Here is a 17,739-nt window from a genome sequence, read left to right as displayed (position 1 = left end):
GTCGTTCGTTCCTGGCGGCCGAGGACTGAGCAGCTGCCCACCCTCGTGACCGCTAGTAAGTGAGGCTGCCTCCGCATCGATGCCCGCAGCCGTAGGTCGCGGGCCTCGATGCGGAGCGAGTCCACGCGTACGAAGGATGTCCATGCCAAGCCCTGACGTATCTGAGCTGCTCATGTTCGATCGGATCGACGCGAAGGCCGATCCGTTCCTGCACTTCACCTGCCCGGAGTTCTACACTCCCGATGCCGCCGCGGTCCTGCTCGACTGGCTCAAGACCACGCCCCAGTGGAAGGTGCGGCGCACCGAGTACTGGGAGGCCAACGCCTTCTTCGTCACCGCCTCCGGTCTTTCCCTGCAGGTGCAAGGACTCTTCTCCGCGCAGTTGATCGGCGCGGTCAAGCGGAGACTCGAGTCGGTCTACGAGGTCAAGCTCTCGCCCAACATCTTCATCGAGGCCTACCGACACGAGGACGGGCACCAGACGGTTGTGCATACCGACCACCGACCTGAGGCCGTCGGCGAGGCCGACTATCTCACCCATCGGGTTATCACCTACCTGAACGACGGCTGGGATGAGTCGATGGGCGGCCGTCTCAGAATGTTCCGGCAGCCCGCGGGAGACGCCGAGCCAGTCCTGGCCAGGCAGTATGCCCCGTTGCATAACACCGCCGCTTCGCTCGCGGTCAGCGAGCGCTCCCTGCACCAGGTGGAGCGGATGGACCATGGCCGGCGCTACAGCCTGGTCTGGTCCTTCAGGACCGAGGACGGTCGAACCCAGTCGCCCGACGCCCGCCCGAACGCCTTCACGAGTTAGTACGCATCCTTATGATCTCTCTCGCCCAGGCCTCCTTCCTCGATCGCATCGATCCGCACGTCGTCGTGGCCGACCGCGGCGCCGACGTCGTCGTGCTGAACACCTTCACCGGCCGCGTCTGCATCCTGCGCGGCCTGCTCGCCGAGCTTCTGGCTGCACTGCTGGCGGCCAGGGACTCGGGGGCCGACGAGGTGATCGGCGACGAAGAAGCGCTGGAGACCCTCGCCGACCAACTACGACGGGCCCGGGTCCTGGTGGGCGCCCGTGGTGATCAGGTCAGGCTGAAGCATCCCTATACGCGCGTCGTGCTCACCGGTTCGCGGGGCGCCGAACTGAAGGCGCGAATCGCCGACCGCGGTCCCACCGTCGAGGTCGCGCCCGATCTGCCTTCTGCGGAACTCTCGGAGCGGGACTTGGTGGTCTCGCTCTCAGGAGTCCACGAGCGCTCGGCGCAGCAGCGTGAAAACCTCGCGAGTATCTCTCGCGGCGCCGCCTATCTTTCCGCGCGAGTCGGCGCGGGCGGCACCACTCTCGGTCCGTTCGTCCTGCCCGGCATCTCGCCCTGCCTAGAGTGCCTGTGGTGGCGCAACTCGCCCAACTGGGGATCGGCGAGAAAAGAGGTCGCAGCCGACGTTCTTGGCGTGAACGAGAGCGGTTGGACGTCGGTGTTCGCCGCCCCGAGCGCTGATGCCTGGGACCACGCCGTGCTCCTGGCGGCGCTCGAGGTCCAGCGGATCGCGTCGGGACAGGTGCCGAACACGCTCGCGAACGTACTTGCGGCGGACCCGTCGCACGCTCGGTACGAGCTGCATCCGCTGGTCGAGGTGCCGCACTGCCGTACCTGCCGACTCGCTCCGAGTCCCGCGGCCGCGGGGAGCGCGGGGGACGGGTCGTGATCGGGCTCCGCGAGAAGCTGCTGTCCGGGCCTGAGCGCGACGAGCCCGACGCGACCGCGCTCCACCGCCGCTTCCAGGCGTCCGTGGACTCGGCGACCGGGCTCTTCAATGAACTCCGCGAAGAGAAGAACTACTACAACGACGATCACGACCTGCTCTCTGTCCGGATGGAGCTGCGGCCAACCGCGTCGCTCTCCGACGGCGGCTACCGCGTCGGCCCGATCATGATGGGACGTACCGACGAGCCGGTTTCGTCGGCGTCCCGCGCGATGTTCGAGGGCTTCGAACGCTACAGTCTGTCGCTCTACGAGAAGGACCGGCTGGTGCACGCCTCACCGAAGAGGTTGGCCGAGCAGTTGAGAGCCTTCATCGACGTCGACCTCTTCGCGGATGTGCGCCGCCCGGTCGATAGAGATTCGCTCTTTCGCTGGGTGGCCGGGCTCGACCTGGCGACTGGCGCCGAGGTCCTCGTTCCGGCTCAGGCCGTGTACGTCCCTTACGCCTTCGCCGACGGCGAGCAGGAGCTGCGCGAGCCGTTGACGACCGGGGCGGCGAGCGGCCTCGCCTGGCCGCACACCCTGACGCGGGCTCTGCACGAGATCGTCGAACGCGATGCGACGATGCTGCTGCATTACGGCGGCTGTGCCGTTCGATTGATCGAACCGGCGCACGTGCTCGGTCCGCGGATGCTCGCCTACACGCGGGCCATGCAAGCTACCGACAAATCCGTGACCTTCGCCCAGGTTCAGACGGACCTGCCTGCTCATGTGGTCGTCGTCGTCGTCGAGGATCCGACGGGCCGGAGCCCGGCGGTCTGTGTCGGCAGCGGGGCGGCGGCGAGCATCGCTGCGGCGGCGGAGAGCGCGCTGTGCGAGGCGGCCGCGTTCAACAGGGCCCTGAGGAGCCGGCTCGCGTACGGCGAACAATTGTTGAGCCGGGCGCCGTCAGCCCAACCTGTGACGAGCGGTGAACTGCGCGGGTACTACTGGGCGCAGCCGGAGCGTGTTGGCACACTGAGTTGGTTCGACGGGGCAGCCGTCATGCCGGAGAGCGCGGTGACGGACGCTCCCATCTACGAACCCGCGCAGCTTGTGGACCACCTCGTGTCTCTCCCGGGTGGCGCCATCGTCGTCGACTGCACGCCGCCGGATGTGCGGTCTTTCGGCGTCTACTGCCTCAAGGCGCTGGTCCCGGCGCTGCAACCGATGCACCTCGACGAGTCGTGCATGATCCGTACGGCGAGGCTGCAGGAACGCATCGTCGGCAGCGGCTCGGGGAGCACGACGGACAAGATCGGACCGCATCCCTTCCTATGAACATGCCACGTGACGAAGTCATCGCATTCCATCAGTACACGTCCTCACCGACGTGGATGTCGGCCCTGGAGACGGGCTTCGACGCATCGCAGTGGCCGCTGTCCTGGCGGGCGATCAGCACCAAGCAGTTTCCGGGTTACCGGCAGGTGCCATTGCCCGAGCCCTTGGGTCTCGACGACGTCAGCCTGGCGGAGAGCCTCGATCGGCGGCGGTCGGAGCGGGCGCGCACCGACGATCCGCTGTCCCTGCGGGAACTGGCCACCTTGCTCATTCGCAGCACCGGGATCCGCCCTCAGTCCGACAAGCCGCCAGGCGTCTCGCGCTACTACCCCTCGGCCGGCGCACGATTCCCGCTCGAGGTGTACGTGCTCGCGCCACGCGTCCAGTCGCTCGACGCGGGCGTCTACCACTTCTCCGTGACACACAACGCTCTGGTCGCCATCCCCTCGCCTGATCGAGGCCAGGCGAACGAGATCACCACGGCGCTTTACGCGTGGTCCGGCGGTCCGCGCGCCGTCTTCGTGTTCACCGCCGCGATCGATCGCAATATGGTGAAGTACGGAGCGCGAGGCTACCGGTACGCGCTGATCGAGGCGGGACACGCATCGCAGAACCTGGCATTGGTCGCCAGCGCTCTCGGCGTCGCATGCTGCCCGTTCGGCGGTTTCAGCGAGTCTCGGCTCAGCAGGATGCTCGACCTCAAGGCGGACCAGGAACTGCCGGTTCAGACCGTGGTGCTGCCGTGACCGCCCTAGCCGAGGCCTCGAAGACCATTGAAGAAGCGACGGTTCATGCGGCCGGCTTCGACATCGTGTGCCGACGAGTCGAGGAATCGGCAAGTCAGGTTCTCGCGCTGTCCACGTGCTCCGGTTTCCGCTCCGAGCACGTCGGCACGGTCGGGTATGCCCATCTTGTCGAGCATCTGCTCTTCAGAGCCCGCACCCTGCGTTTGGACGAGTCCGTACATGCTTCGCTGGAAGCCGTCGGCGGCTATTCTACGGCAGTCACACGTCCGGACTCGACGACGTTCCTCGATGTGGTGCCTTATGAGAGCCCGGATGCGCTCCTCGAACGTTCTCTGCGTGCCCGTCTCTCGGTCGTGAGGTTCGACCGGTCGGACATCGAAAACGCGCTCCGTGTCATCGAGCACGAAGTCACGACCCGGCATGCCGCCAACGCTTACTCGCTGGACACCTGGCGTGGAGCGCGGGATCTGGCGTTCCTGGACGCGGAATCGAGCCACGATGGCTATCCCGCGCACTACCGGCCCGCCGTGACAGCCGACTCGCTGCTCAACTACTACCGGCAGACGTATCTCAACCGCAGAGTGAGTGTTGTCGCCTCATCGCCGGATCCGGCTTCCGGCCTCGCCGAACGCCTCGCGGAATGCCTCGATTCGCTAGACCTGAGGCCCGATACCGAGGAGCCTGCCGCACCGCGGCTGCGGGCTCGTTCGCTTACCGAGGACCTCCTGGACGATGACGCGAGGGGGCGTTGCTACGGCCTTCTCGCGCTGCCCACGCCGGAGCCGGTCGGCGACCCGGCGCTCTACCTCGCCGTGAAGGTAATTCTGGAAACGGTCCTGTCGGACTTCCCCGCACGGGTCCAGGACGGTCGAGCCTTGGCGAAGCAGTGCCAGGGAATGACCGTCAGATGGGGCCAGTTCCACCAGATCTTCGAGACTCGTTTCGGTGATCTGGCCACCGCCGAGTACGCGAGTAGCGTCGGCGCGGCGGCACGCGGATTCACCCGCGGTGTCGCGGAGGCTCTTCGTGCGCTGACCATGGACGACGCGCTTGAGAGCGCGACCATCGAATGCGCGATGCGTCAGGCGCGGGAGTACTCGGAGAAGTCCGGCTCGAGTATCCAGCGTGCACGTTGGCTCGCGACCGTCATTCAGCTCTACGGGCTTCCAGCAGGCGGGGAACTGCGGCCAGAGCACATTCTGCGCTCGCTGACGACGGATCAGCTTCGCGAAGCGTGCGCATGGATTCGTTCGGTTCCACACTACGCCAGGACAGCCGCTCTCGGTGCTCCGGGGGATCTTCGATGACGCCCGAACTGACGGAGTTCATCCGCAGCCGTGTCGACCAGCGCGTCGCAGTGCAGCACGTTTCGGCAGAACTGCCGGCACTGGCGTTCATCAGGGAACCGGCCGCCGAACGGCTCAGGGTCACGGTCGAGTTCGCCGTCTCGGAGTTCGAAGCCGAACTAGCCCGAGCACTGTGCGCTTCGCCACCCACTGCCCGGGCGCGCCTCACGGCCGAGGTCCGCAGTGGCAGCGTGTCGCTGTCAGTGAGCGCGAAGCTGGGGGACGAGTTGCCTGCCGTCGAGGCATTGGAGTCCGTGCTCTCGACTTTCGCCGACAGCGAGGCGACGAAGCCAGTCGAGATCCTGCCGCTGTCCTGTGCTGTGTCCTGTGCGGAGCCTTCATCGAGAGTCGACGAAGTATTCGAGGCCGTAGGCGAACTCGTCCGACGGCTGCCGACATCGTTCGATGCGGGACTCTTCGAGGCGTCGCGGCCGGTCGAGGCCGCGGTCAGGCCGCTCGGCGCGCCCGTCGAGCTCGTTTTCGAATTCGATCGAGACCGGCACACGTCCGCGGCGTCCACGGATCTCCTGCGCGCGGCAGTGGCGGCCTGCCACTCGGCGGGCCTGCTGAAGGTCTTGCGCGAGGAGTACGCGCTGGTCTCCGGCATTCAGGCGGACCTCCGCCTCACGCCGCGGGGCTGGGGCCTCAACGTCACCATACCGACGGACGAGAAGACCAGATGGGCCGTCGTGGCGCAATGCGAGCTCTGGCTGCGTTCCGCGTCACCCGCTGAGGCGGCCCACAGCCTGCGTATCGCGCGTGCGGCGAGGCTCGGGGGTCTCGCCAGGGCGACGGAGGAGTCTTACGGACTCATGCGCTGGTGGCTCTCCGTCGCCGCGCGCACACCACATGAAAGCCTTCAGGAGTACCTCGACCAGATCTCCCACGTTTCGCTCGAGCACTTCGTAAGTCTGCGAGAAGAGGGGCAGCTTTCGTGACCGAAGAAGAATCAAGCCCGGGGATGAGGATCTCGCTCATCGCGGGATGCGTCCTCCTCTCCTCGACGTCGTTCTACATGAACTTCGTCCTCGTCCCGCTGTACCTGCTCTCGGTGTACCACGGTCATGACGCCTCGCTCTTGACCGGTCTGGTCAGCGCGGCCTCCTTCCTGGTCAGCGCGTTCGTCTCGCCGGTGTGGGGTAGGCTCAGCGATCGGTTCGGTCCGAAGGCGATGATGCTGCGCTCGGGTGTGCTGCTCACCGTCGTGTACGCGCTCTTCCCGCTGTGCCACTCGCCCTGGCAGATCCTCGGTATCCGCGTCGTGAACGGACTGGCTTCGGGATTCATCCCCGCCGCGTTCGCGATGGCCGCCAAGATCGTCAGAGAGAGTCAAGCGGCGCGGGCGATGTCGGCGCTCTCGGCGGCGAGGTCGGCCGGGGCGCTGGCGGGTCCGGCCCTGTGCGGCGTCGGGGTGGCGACTATCGGGTTCACTGGCACCTATGTGTGCACGGCCGCCGTCATGGGCGTTGGCGCTCTCCTGACGGCGTTCGCCCTGCCCCAGATTCCGGGAGAGGGCCGCACGGCACGTTCGCTCAACCCTTTCGCCCCGCTCTTCGCCGTCTCGGTGCGCAATGGACTGGGAACCCCGCTGCTCGTCTCCTTCGTCAGCGCCTGCGTCGTCTCGTGCATCACCCTCCTGGTACCGCTGTTCCTGACACAGACACTGCACTCCTCGCACAGCGCGGAGTTCACCGGCACCATGTTCCTGGTGGGCGGCGGGATCGCGCTCGGGATGGCGGGGGTGTGGGGCACCCTCGCCGACCGCTACGGATTCGAGCGGAGCTTGGGCGCCGGACTAGCTGGCGCGTGTCTCGGCGTGCTGGTCATGAGCATTGCCAGCTCCGTCACGGTATTCGCGGTCGGCTATGTCGTGACCATCACGTTTTCGTGCGAGTTCGGGACCATGCTCATGGTGTGGCTGACGCACACTCAGGTGGGGCGCGAAGCCCGCGGACTCGTGCTCGGCACGAACAACTCGCTCACGCTGTTGGGAGCCGGGCTCGGGCCCCTGCTGGCAGGTGGCCTGACGCAGGGCGTCGGCACCCGTTTCATGCTGATCGTCTCCGCACTCCTGCTCGCGGCGTGCCTCGTCGCGGCGCTCGCGGTCTGGAGCCTGCAGTCGCGGCGAGCCCCTGTTGAGCGCGGCCCTGTCGAAGCGGATGCACAGTGACCCACGTGGACTCGCCGATTCGCAGGCTCGCCAGCCTTCCCGCGGAAATCGCGGGATTCGGTCCGGGCCGGTTCTCCGAAGCCCAACTCCTCGAGGCGAAGCTGACTCTGGTCGACACGATGGCCTGCCACTACATCACGAGGGCCGACCGGCCGGAGTTGTGGGCCGTGGTCTCCGAGTTCCCCGAGACCGCCTCCGGCGCCCGGATCTGGTGGAGCGATCGGGCGGTCGACGCCTCCAATGCCACGTTCACCAACGCGTTACTCGCGCACGCCAGTGATTTCGACAGCGTCCACTATGCCACCGGCGGCCACCCCGGAGTCATCATCCTGCCCGCGCTCGACGCGCTGCGGCATAGTGCGGGAATCGAGGTCGACCGGGTGCTTCAGGCGTATCTCCTCGGCCTCGAATGTATGGCGCACCTCGCGGACGCGGTCGGTCAGCAGCTCAAGGATGCCGGGCACCACCTCACCTCGACTCTGGGGGCGCCCGCGACGGCCGCCGCCTGTGCTTGGGCGGTGCGAGGTAGAACTGAGACCATCCGCTCGGCCATGGCACTGGCGTGCTCGGCGGCCGGGGGCTCGCAGCACGCCTTCGGCGGGACGGGAAAGGCCTTCCAAGTGGCCTCGGCGGCTCGGATCGGCTACGACGCGGCGCGGTTCGCGAGCAAGGGGTGTGTTCCGTCGAGCAAGGACTGGTGTCTTCCACTCACCGATCCGATACCCGACACGCCCGTTGAAGTCCGCGAGTTCTGGTTTCCCGCAGCCATCGACCTCGTGCCGACCCACTTCAAGCAGTCGCCCGTATGCGCATACTTCGACGAGCCCGTCGGCCTTCTGCTGGACGCGTTCGGCCCCGCCCCTCAGCTTCCGCCGTTCGATCGCGTGGAGTGGGAAATACCGACGTATATCTTCGAGGCGCACAAGTACGAAGCACCCTCCACCCTCGAGGAGGCCAGATTCTCGCTGACCCTCGTTGCCGCGCTGATCCTCGAACACGGCACGGACTGGGACGCCCGCTTCCAGGCAATCGCGACAGCACCCGATTCGTTCGCCGGCGCCGTCAGCCGAATCCGGCTCGTCGACAATGGACGTATGGTCACCGACTTGGGCGAGACCGCACCGAGCGTCCTGCGCTTGTTCAACGGCGGTTCGATCCTGTCCGAGCGTCAGATGACGTTCGGGATCACCGGCGAACCCAAACTGAGGCCGGGCCTCCCGATGCGCAAGCTTCGGCAGTGCAACGCGCTGGGACTGCCGAGCGAAGCCACCGACCGCCTGCTGGCCGATCTATCGCTTTCCAACCTGGCCGGTGCCGAATGCGCGTAGCGGAGATCACCCGCGCGGAGACCGTCGAGCGGGCACGCCTGCTCCGGGTCGACACGTACCACGTCTCGCTCGACCTCACTCAAGGCGAGCGGACCTTCCGCTCGACCTCGGTCATTCGCTTCTCCTGCGCGGAACCGGCCGTTGAAACCCACGCCGACCTCATCGCCGACACGGTCCACGAGATCCTGCTGAATGGGCGTCCGATCGACCCAGCCACCGCGTACCGGGACGGACGTATCACGCTTCGCGGGCTGGCGGCCGAGAACGAGCTGCGCGTCACGGCATCCTGCGCGTACGGCGCCGACGGCGGCGGTCTCAGCCGCTTCACTGACTCCGCCGACGGCCATGTGTATACGTACACGAACTTTGAGCCCGCCGACGCGCGGCGTGTCTACGCTGACTTCGAGCAGCCCGACCTCAAGGCGGTCTTCCACCTGTCCGTAACCGCGCCGGCGCACTGGACCGTCCTGTCCAACATGCCCTCGCCCAAGCGCCTACCCGTCGGTTCGCAGGACGCCGCGACGTGGACCTTCCCGCCCACACCACGGCTGTCCACGTATCTCGCGTGCCTGTGCGCCGGTGAGTACACCGTCGTGCACGACAGTCACACCACCGCGCGCGGCCAGGTCATCCAACTAGAGCTCGGCGTCCGCGCCTCGCTCGCGGCGCACCTCGAGCCGGAGGACATGTTCGGAATCACCAAACAGGGCTTGGACTACTTCACCGAACTGTTCGACTCCGACCTTCCGTTCCCGAAGTACGGTCAGATCTTCGTGCCCGAATGCCGTTCTGGCGCGATGGAGAACCCCGGCCTGGTCACCTTCAGCGAACAGTTGCTGTTCCGCTCCAAAGCCACGACGGCCAAGTACGAACTGCGAGCCATGATCGTCATGCATGAGATGGCACACATGTGGTTCGGCGACCACGTGACCATGCAGTGGTGGGGCGACCTGTGGCTCAACGAGTCCTTCGCCGAGTTCTGTGGGAGCCTCGCGTCCGCCGAGGCCACCCGGTTCAGCGAGGCGTGGACCACCTTCGCCAACGGTCGCAAGACCTGGGGCTACGCGCAGGACCAGTTGCCGTCCACGCACCCCATCGCGGCGGAGGTCGGCACGCTCAGCGAGGCGATCGCGAACTTCGACGGGATCAGCTACGCCAAGGGCGCCGCGGTACTCAAGGCCCTGGTCGCGTACGTGGGCCGCGAGCGGTTCTTCGCTGGTGTCCGGGCCTACTTCGCCGACTACGCCGGGGGCAACGCCTCGCTCAGCGATCTACTGGCGAAGCTGGAGCAGGCTTCGGGGAAGGATCTGTCCGATTGGTCGAAGGCGTGGCTGGAGACCGCCGGAGTCAGTACCCTCAGCTCAGCCTTCGAGCTTGACGAAGGTGGCGCGTACACCGAGTTCACGGTGCTGCAATCCGCTCCCGAGACGCATCCGCACTTGCGCCCACACCACATCGCCGTAGGCCTCTACAACCTCGTGAACGACGCCCTGGTCCGCACCCGACGGCTCGAGGTTGAAGTGATCGGTGCCCGCACCCCGGTGCCCGAACTGGTCGGCGTCCGGCAGCCGGACCTCGTACTACTCAACGACGACGACCTCACCTTCGCGCTGATCGAGTTCGACCCACACTCACTCGTCACCCTGAGGGAGAGCATCGGCACGTTCGCCGATTCACTGGCGCGCGCGATCTCCTGGGGAGCTGTGGTGGACATGACCGTCCACGCGAAAATCAGCGTCCCCACGTTCGTGCGCATGCTCACGCGCGGCATGGGAACCGAGGATTCGATCGCGGTCCTGCAGTCCCTGCACCAGACCGCGACGTATGTGATACGCACTCTCGCCGACCCGGCCTGGGTCCCCGTCGGCAAGAGCGAACTGGCCGAGTCTGCTCTGGAACTGCTGCACGACGCCGAGCCGGGCGGGGACCTCCAACTGTCCTGGGCTCAGCTCCTCGCCCGCACCGCGACCACCTCGCGGCAACTGGACTACCTGAGCGCCCTGCTGAGCGGGACCAAGACCGTCGCGGGCCTGACCGTCGACACCGACCTGCGCTGGATGCTTCTCCGCCGGCTAGCCGCCACCGGGAGGGCTGGCGACCCCGAAATCGACGCGGAACTCGAATGCGATCCCACCGACCAGGGCCGCAACGAGGCCCGCGGAGCCCGCGCCGCGATCCCGGACATCGCCCACAAGACGGAGGCGTGGCGGCTGCTGACCGAAACCGAACTCGGCACCGAGGCCGTACTGGCCGTGGCCAACGGCTTCGGTCTGGCCGAGCACGCTGAGCTCACCAGCGGCTTCGCTGAGGCCTACTTTCAGGTGCTGCCGACCCTGTGGGCCGAGCGCCCGGAGAAAATGCGTGCCCTCCTGGCGGACCGAATCTTCCCCTACAACGCCGCTTCGCCGCGTTTGCTGGAGCACCTGGACGCCTTCGCCATCGACCACGACTCCGACCCCGCACTCAGACGCTTCCTCGCGGAAGCCAGGGATTTCGTCGAGCGAATCCTAAAATCCCGGGCACTTGTGATTCCGGGTTCGTAGTTCGAGGTACGACTACAGCGGTGACCCGGTGCAAGCGGAGCGGACGGCAGAAGCGACCAGGGCTTCCCCCCGTGCGCGCACTGAAGGCGTACCGGGGATCGAGCGGAGCGCGGGTGCCGCATGTCCGCGGCGCAGCAGGAGCGCTGCCCGTCGACGTGCTCTGCGCGGTGTTCCCTGGCCGCGACGGCAAGTGGCCGACCCTAGCCGTGTCCGCCGAGCCCGGGGCGTGTCGGACGAGCTTAACGTCCACTCAGGAGGTCGTGCTCGGCCCGTGTGAGCTGGGGGCGGTCAAGTGGCGTGCGGAGGGGACCGAGGAGGGCCGTCAGCAGCACACTGGGTTTGACGAGTGTGGTGGGCGGGGCCTGAAGGGCGAGGACGTCGGTCAGGGCCGTGGCGGCGTGGAAGGAGCCTGTGGCGGTGCGGGAGAGGCGGCTGACGTAACGGTGTACGAGGCGATCGGTGATGGTCGGGCTCTTGCCCGTTGTGGTGGGAAAGTGGATGTCCTGTCCTGTGGCGAGGGCCCACGCGCTGTCGATGGGGCGGGCGATGGCACGTTGGGCGTGGCGGGCGAGTCCGGTGGCATGCCCCTTGGTGAGCAGGTCACGCAAGGCGACGGCGCCTTGTGCCGCCACTGATATGCCGTGCCCGTACACGGGGTTGAAGGCTGCGACCGAGTCACCCAGTGCGATGAGGCCCTCGGGCCAGTGGGTGAGTCGTTCGTAGTAGTGGCGTCGGTTGGCTGTGCTGTGGGTGACGCTGACGTCGGTGAGCGGTTCGGCGTGTGCGAGGAGGTCGGCGATGAGGGGGTGGCGCAGGGTGCGGGCGAAGGGTTCGAAGGCGTCGGCGTCCCGAGTGGGGTGGGCGCCGGGGGTGCCCATCAGGCTGACGTGCCAGCGGTCGCCTTCGATCGGGAGGAGGCCGCCTGCGTTGCCCGGCCCGGGTAGTCGTGGGTCTGCTTGCACACCGATCATGGGCCAGTTGTGGGTGGGGACGGGGGCGCGGTAGATCCGACTGGCGTAGACCAGGCCGGAGTCGATTTCGTCCTGTTTGAGGTCGGTGATGCCGAGTTGGGCGAGCCACTGGGGTGTGCGGGTGGAGCGTCCTGAGGCGTCGATGACCAGGTCGGCGTGTAGTTCGTCCTCCGAGCCGTCTGCGGTGCGGACCCGTACCCCTGTCACGGTGCGGTGGTCGCCGAGCAGGCCAACGGTCCTGGTGTGTGTGCGGACGCTGACCCGGGGGTCTTTGAGTACCTGTTCGCGGATGATGAAGTCGGTCAGGTCGCGGCTTGCGGAGATGAGGTGGTGAGTGGCGCGCCGCCAGCGGCGGTACCAGCCCTCGGGGGAGTAGATGACCATGTTGGTGGTGACAGGTATGCGGTTGGCGCCTGCGGCCAGCAGGAGGTCGGTGCTGCCGGGCAGGAGGGTCTCGATCGCCTCGGCGCCGCCGGTCTGCAGCATGTGGATGTGAACGGCCTGGGGGACGCCGGTGCGGGGTGCGGATCCGTCGGGCAACTCGTGCGCCTCGATGATCTCGACGGTGTCGACGTGTTCTTTGACTGCGGCCGCGGCGAGCATGCCGGCCATGCTGCCCCCGACGACCACTACCCGGGCGGGGCTGCGGCGCGAGACCTCACTCATGATGGGCTGCTTTCTTTGGGGTACCGAGTTGGTTCAGGAGATTCGGCAGTACGGGCGAGGTGAGTGCCAAGGACAGGGGAAACAGGTCCCGCACGCGGTGTGCCGGTATGCGTGTCGTCTCCTGCAGTTGTTCAGTGCCGGTGCGCTGCCGGTCGCGTGCGATGAGGAGCATGGCGGCGTCAGCGGTGACCGCGGCGTGGGTCTCGTCATCGCCGTTGCGCAGTGCCGATCGGTAGGCGAACTCGCGGACGGCGGAGTCGCAGTAGGGGGTCAGCGCGAGGATGGCGTCGTACAGAGCAGTCTTGCGTCCGGTGAGGAGCACGGCCGGCGGCGCACGCCACCATGGCAGCGTCACACGAATCGCGCCAGGGGTGGGTACCTGCCGGAGGGCCCTCCACCAGGGACCGCTGGCATGGCTCCTGCCCTGGGCAGGACGTTTGCTGTGCCGGATTCGCTCCACGCAGGGCGTCGGCAGAGCGGGCGTACTACGCCGAGGGCTGCGGGCCTTGGCCCATCTGCCCGGCGCGGATGAGGCCGCGGAGGGTCTCTTGCTCGGCGGGCGTGAGCGGGGGACCGGACAGGGAAGGCAACGCTGGGCCGGTCAGTGCGGCGAGCAGCGGCCTGGGTTGCATCAGCCGCAGCGCGCTTTTCCTCATGCTGGTCACGTCGAACAGCGCTGACGCAGCAGAGTATGAGCCGGTCGCCGATCGGGTCAGCCGGCGCGTGTACTGCGCGGCCAGGCGGTCCGTAGCGGTGGGCTCGCCGCCGATCACGTTGGGGTACAGGACGTCGGAACTCACGGCGAGGGTCCAGGCGGCGTCCACCGACTTGGCGACCTCACGCTGTACACGGCGGGCAAGGCCCTGCGAACCCCAGCGATGCCATATGGTCTTCGCCAACGCCTGGGCACCCAGGGCGGCGACGCTCATGCCCTGGCCGTAGAGCGGGTTGAACGTGGCGAGTGCGTCTCCGAGTACCACCAAGTTCTCAGGCCAGACGGCCGCCTTTTCCAGGTAGCGCCGGGTGTTGCTGGTGCTGTGGCTCGTGAAGACCTGCGTGAGCGGCTCGGCGCCGGCGATGAGCTGGCCCACGATCGGGTGCGGCAGGTCGAGTGCGTACTGCAGGAACGCGTCCGGGTCCTTCGGCGGCTCGCCGCCCCGCGACCCGCCGAGGCTGACCATCCACCGGTTGCCCTCGATCGGCACGATCATGCCGCTGCGGGCCGGTCCTCCGGTGAAGGGGTTCGGCTGGATCATGGTCAGCGGCCAGCTTCCGGCGCCCTCGGGGATGCGGTACAGGCGGGTGGAGTTGACCAGGCCGGAGTCCAGGGTCCGCTCGGGGATGTCGTTGACGCCGATGCTGCCGAGCCAGGTTGAGATGCGTGACCCGCGGCCACTGGCGTCCACCACGAAGTCGGCGTACAGATCGGCCTCGCCGCGGTCGGCGGAGAGCTGGAGCCCGTACTTGGCGGTGAAGTCGGCGTCGAACGGGGTGTCCGGGCCGGCGGTGGCGATGCGCACGCCGCGGACGCGCTCGGAATCACCGAGAAGGTCGATGGCCTTGGCCTGTCGGATCTCGATGTTGTTGAGGGACTTGAGCACCGCCGTGCGTATTGCCCAGTCCAGCAGGGCCCGGCTGCACGTGACGATGAGGGGATCTGCGTGACGCCACCGGTGGAACCATCCCACTGACGAGAAGACGACCATGTCACGGCAGAGGGATATCTCGTTGGCGCCCGAGGCGATGAGGTGCTTGCGCATGTCCATGCCCGGGATCAGCGTGTCCATGGCGTCCAGGCCGCCGGCCATCATGAGGTGCGCGTGGCGGCCCTGGGGCACTCCCTTGCGGTTCTCGGGCCCGTCCGGGAGGGCGTCGCGCTCCAGCACGACGACCTGGTCGACCACGAGCGCGAGAGCGGCCGCGGCCAGAATGCCGGCAGCTCCCGCGCCGATGACCACAGCAGTACGGGACATGGGACTCCTTGTGTCAGGGGTGGACGTCATCACCGCACCCTTGTGCGGGGCCTGGGCTCCTGGACGGCGGCCAGTTGCACCAGCGCCTTGGCGAGCTGCACGAGTTCCTTCGTGCCGGAAGCGGTGGTGGCAAGGAGACGGTAGCGGTCCACTTCAACTGGCATGTCCTGCGGGGCCGTAGAAGAGTCGTAGGAGACGCCTGCCTCGGCTGCGGCATCCACCACCATGGCGGCTTCGGAGACGGCGAGAGCCTCGGTGCGGGAGCGGCCGTGGTCGAGGGCGCGGACGTACACGGTCCTGCCCAGGCCCTGGTTGAAGGCGGGGACCAGTTGCAGCAGAGCATCATGGATGGCTAGTTCGAGCACCTGCAGCCGGTCCTTGGGCAGCCGCCACCGCGACGGTGAGGGCTTGGGCGCGGTGGACACATCCTTCACCTGCTCCCACAAGGGCAGCAGTGCGCGGTAGTCCCTCATGCTCTGCCAGTGGTCGCGCGTTGTCGGAAGAAGCCGCGGAATGACGAATCCGGCACTGGTGATCAAAGCACCGAGGGAAACGGCCGGCGGGGCCACGGTGGTGGAGAGCCAGTCGAGATCGTACCCGCTCCAGCGGGCCGCGACAGCGACGAGTTTCGTGAGGACGAAGCCGAAGGCGTCCAGTATCAGGCCGACCATGATCAGCCGTAGCCCGGTCCGGAGCAGCCCGGTGACGGTGCGGGACCAGCGCAAGCTCAGTACGATCATGCTCACCGCGCACACCGCGTGCCCGACCAGGTAGAGAACGATCATCTCCCTGATGTACGGGGTGCGGGCGTAGTAGGTATCGAGGTCCTGCAAACGCTCGACCGGTGTACTGCCCAGCTGATACAGGGTGATGACAGCGACGATCAAGATGCTGTAGGCGATGACGATCCGCGTGACCATCACCCGGATCTGCTCCTGCGGGCCGCCGCGCCAGTGGATCAGCAGAATGAGTACCGAGGCGCTGTACGCGGAGATGAACGAGTACGTCAGCGGAGCACCGAAGTTCGGGACACCCGTCATCTCGTTGACCCGAGCCAGCGTCGCGGGAGCCGAGCACGTGAAGCAGACTGCCCCGAGAGCGGCAGAGATGCAGGTCGAGACCGTGAGCGGGTTACGCCGGGACAGCCGGGGCCCGGGAAGCAGCAGCAGAGCCGCGACCGCAAGACCGGCTGCCGCGACGTACACAACGATGCTCATGCCTGAAAACTCCAATCAGGCCCGCGCGTGGGGGGTGAGGGCGGGAGGGGGCGTACTGCCGAAGGAGGAGTCAGGTACGGCTCTTCGCGGCCGGGGCGCCGTGCGCCAGGAAGGGCATCACCCGCTCGGACCGGGCCAGAGCGGCAGCGATCCGGACCAGGGTGTGCAACTCCATGTGGTGCGGATCCAGGAGACCCGGCTGCCCCGTCCAGCCCAGGGGCGGCTGTCCGGTGCTCTCGCTGCGGGCCGCGGCCGCGATGGTCGCGGCCAGGGCGACAACTTCTGCCGCCGTACGATCGCCCGAAGCGTCCAGCTCGCGCTCGAGCGTCGGCTCGTACACGTCCCGGTCGAAATAGTCCTGAAGGGCGGCCAGCCCATTGTTGATGCTCGTCTGGCGCCAGGTCACCCATACCGACAGTGTCCGCGGCCGGTGCAGCCGCAGCGCCCGGCGCTTGAGGAAGTCCTTCAGCAGCCGGTCCAGCGGCGCGAGCTGGCGGTACAGGCGCAGTTCGTGCCACCAGTGCGTCACGTGGTGCCCGAAGAACGGCAAGAGGACGCCCACGACTGTCAGGAAGGCGCCGAGCCCGGCGAAGCCGGGAGAGAGCCGCGTCGAGAGGAAGTCCAGGTCGTGGCCGCTCCACAGGGCGATGACGGCCGCGAGCTTGGTGATGCTGAAGCCGGCGCCGATCAGCGTGCCAATGGCGAGTGTCAACAGGCTGGCACGCACCCATCCATGGACCGTGCGGCCCATGGCCCAACGCAGGGACCACACACAGGTGATGGTGACGGCGAGGAGGTGGGCCACGAGGTACAGCACGATCATCGCGCTGATGTACGGGGTTCGCGCGTAGTAGGTGTCGAAGTCGGTCCGCCGCTCCACGGGTGTGGTACCGAGCGCGAAGAGCACACCGATCGCGGCGACGACGATGGCATAGCTGATGATCCAGCGGCGGGCAGTCCGTCGCCCGCGGGTGCCGTTGCGCCAGTAGACCACCAGTACCAGGGAGGACGCCCCGTAGGCCGTAATGACCGCGTAGGTCAGGGGAGCGGCCAGGTTCGGGATCCCGCTGATCCCGTTGATGGCACCCACGGTGGGCGGGGCGCCGAACAGGAAACACAGGCTTGCCAGGGCCAGCAGCGCCGTGATGGTGCGGAGGAAGGGGTCGCTCCTGTGACCTATGAGGTCTCGAAGCTTAAGGCTGAGTCCGAGCCACAGCACACCGCAGCTCACAAAGTTGATCAGGGCGGTCATGACTTGGTCCCCCGGTAGTTCAACGCGGCCCCGATGCGACCGGCCAGATTGTCGACGCCGCCCTTGGCTGCGTACACAGAGTCTGGTGCCGCCTGCAGCCACGGCCGCAGACGCTGGGCTACCAGCAGGCCGAACGTTTCAGCCTCTTTCTCCGCAGCCTCGACGAAGTCGGTGCGGGTCGCGGCGGCCAGCGCGGACGGGTCAATCGCCTCGTCCTTGTGCATGTGCCACACCTCGTGACCGAAAATGACGAGCTTGTGCCAGGCGGCGGCGTGCTCCTCGATGATGATGTGGTCGGCGATGGTGCCGTCCTGGTTGGCCCGCTCCATCCACAACCCGGTTGCACGCAGCACCGGCGGAAAGGCTCTCTGGTGCACCTGGACCCGGCGGCCACGCCACTGGCTGACGGACGTGATGAGCGCGTCCAGCAACACGTTGGGGTCGGCCGGGACCGGAACGCGGATGGGGTCGATCAACGCGCCCGCCAGCCGGCGCATCTCC

General features: G+C 67.3%; 15 protein-coding genes. 9 read left to right on the top strand and 6 right to left on the bottom strand.

The features are described 5' to 3' along the window. The first annotated feature begins 142 nt into the window (after positions 1-142). The 9 genes from BIV23_RS37265 to pepN are packed head-to-tail and all read left to right on the top strand — an operon-like array spanning position 143 to position 11,159. Positions 143-814, top strand: coding sequence for a 2OG-Fe(II) oxygenase (locus BIV23_RS37265; RefSeq protein WP_177240174.1), 672 nt, complete (start codon positions 143-145; stop codon positions 812-814). Positions 815-825: 11 nt separating this feature from the next. Next, the gene (locus BIV23_RS37260; protein WP_071385412.1) at positions 826-1,710 is read left to right on the top strand and encodes a TOMM precursor leader peptide-binding protein; all 885 of its coding nucleotides are present in this window, start codon (positions 826-828) and stop codon (positions 1,708-1,710) included. Next, complete coding sequence (locus BIV23_RS37255; protein ID WP_071385411.1) at positions 1,707-3,026, top strand: YcaO-like family protein; 1,320 nt, start codon at positions 1,707-1,709, stop codon at positions 3,024-3,026. Before BIV23_RS37260 ends, BIV23_RS37255 begins: the two co-directional genes overlap by 4 nt. Before the next feature lie 2 nt (positions 3,027-3,028). Continuing rightward, positions 3,029-3,772, top strand: a complete 744-nt coding sequence (locus BIV23_RS37250) for a SagB/ThcOx family dehydrogenase (protein ID WP_177240173.1) — start codon at positions 3,029-3,031, stop codon at positions 3,770-3,772. Further along, a complete protein-coding gene (locus BIV23_RS37245) occupies positions 3,769-5,079 on the top strand; it encodes an insulinase family protein (RefSeq protein WP_071385409.1) in 1,311 nt (436 codons plus the stop codon). Before BIV23_RS37250 ends, BIV23_RS37245 begins: the two co-directional genes overlap by 4 nt. Beyond that, positions 5,076-6,056 (top strand): hypothetical protein, encoded by a 981-nt coding sequence (locus BIV23_RS37240; RefSeq protein ID WP_071385408.1) that lies wholly within the window; start codon positions 5,076-5,078, stop codon positions 6,054-6,056. The genes BIV23_RS37245 and BIV23_RS37240 overlap by 4 nt, the downstream gene beginning before the upstream one ends. After that, complete coding sequence (locus tag BIV23_RS37235) at positions 6,053-7,288, top strand: MFS transporter (RefSeq protein WP_143079194.1); 1,236 nt, start codon at positions 6,053-6,055, stop codon at positions 7,286-7,288. The genes BIV23_RS37240 and BIV23_RS37235 overlap by 4 nt, the downstream gene beginning before the upstream one ends. 5 nt (positions 7,289-7,293) lie before the next feature. Beyond that, positions 7,294-8,616 (top strand): MmgE/PrpD family protein, encoded by a 1,323-nt coding sequence (locus BIV23_RS37230; protein ID WP_143079193.1) that lies wholly within the window; start codon positions 7,294-7,296, stop codon positions 8,614-8,616. Then, positions 8,607-11,159, top strand: a complete 2,553-nt coding sequence (gene pepN, locus BIV23_RS37225) for an aminopeptidase N (protein WP_071385405.1) — start codon at positions 8,607-8,609, stop codon at positions 11,157-11,159. The genes BIV23_RS37230 and pepN overlap by 10 nt, the downstream gene beginning before the upstream one ends. A gap of 239 nt (positions 11,160-11,398) precedes the next feature. Here pepN and BIV23_RS37220 read toward each other — a convergent pair whose 3' ends face one another. The 6 genes from BIV23_RS37220 to BIV23_RS37195 form a co-directional block, all read right to left on the bottom strand. Beyond that, positions 11,399-12,796, bottom strand: coding sequence for an NAD(P)/FAD-dependent oxidoreductase (locus tag BIV23_RS37220; protein ID WP_071385404.1), 1,398 nt, complete (start codon positions 12,794-12,796; stop codon positions 11,399-11,401). After that, positions 12,789-13,256: a DUF6545 domain-containing protein gene (locus BIV23_RS37215; protein ID WP_342746403.1), complete on the bottom strand. Its 468-nt coding sequence runs from the start codon at positions 13,254-13,256 to the stop codon at positions 12,789-12,791. The genes BIV23_RS37220 and BIV23_RS37215 overlap by 8 nt, the downstream gene beginning before the upstream one ends. 25 nt (positions 13,257-13,281) lie before the next feature. Next, positions 13,282-14,769 carry an NAD(P)/FAD-dependent oxidoreductase gene (locus tag BIV23_RS37210; RefSeq protein WP_071385402.1) on the bottom strand — a complete coding sequence of 496 codons (1,488 nt, stop codon included), beginning with the start codon at positions 14,767-14,769 and terminating at the stop codon, positions 13,282-13,284. 29 nt (positions 14,770-14,798) lie between these two features. Continuing rightward, positions 14,799-15,986 (bottom strand): MAB_1171c family putative transporter, encoded by a 1,188-nt coding sequence (locus BIV23_RS37205; protein ID WP_071385401.1) that lies wholly within the window; start codon positions 15,984-15,986, stop codon positions 14,799-14,801. Between the two features lie 70 nt (positions 15,987-16,056). After that, complete coding sequence (locus BIV23_RS37200; RefSeq protein WP_071385400.1) at positions 16,057-17,238, bottom strand: MAB_1171c family putative transporter; 1,182 nt, start codon at positions 17,236-17,238, stop codon at positions 16,057-16,059. After that, a complete protein-coding gene (locus BIV23_RS37195; RefSeq protein ID WP_071385415.1) occupies positions 17,235-17,735 on the bottom strand; it encodes a toxin in 501 nt (166 codons plus the stop codon). Before BIV23_RS37195 ends, BIV23_RS37200 begins: the two co-directional genes overlap by 4 nt. Positions 17,736-17,739 lie beyond the last annotated feature (4 nt).

The organism is Streptomyces monashensis (genome assembly GCF_001866665.1).
GTDB classification, from domain to species: domain Bacteria; phylum Actinomycetota; class Actinomycetes; order Streptomycetales; family Streptomycetaceae; genus Streptomyces; species Streptomyces monashensis.
This window is presented reverse-complemented; position numbering and strand designations above follow the sequence as displayed.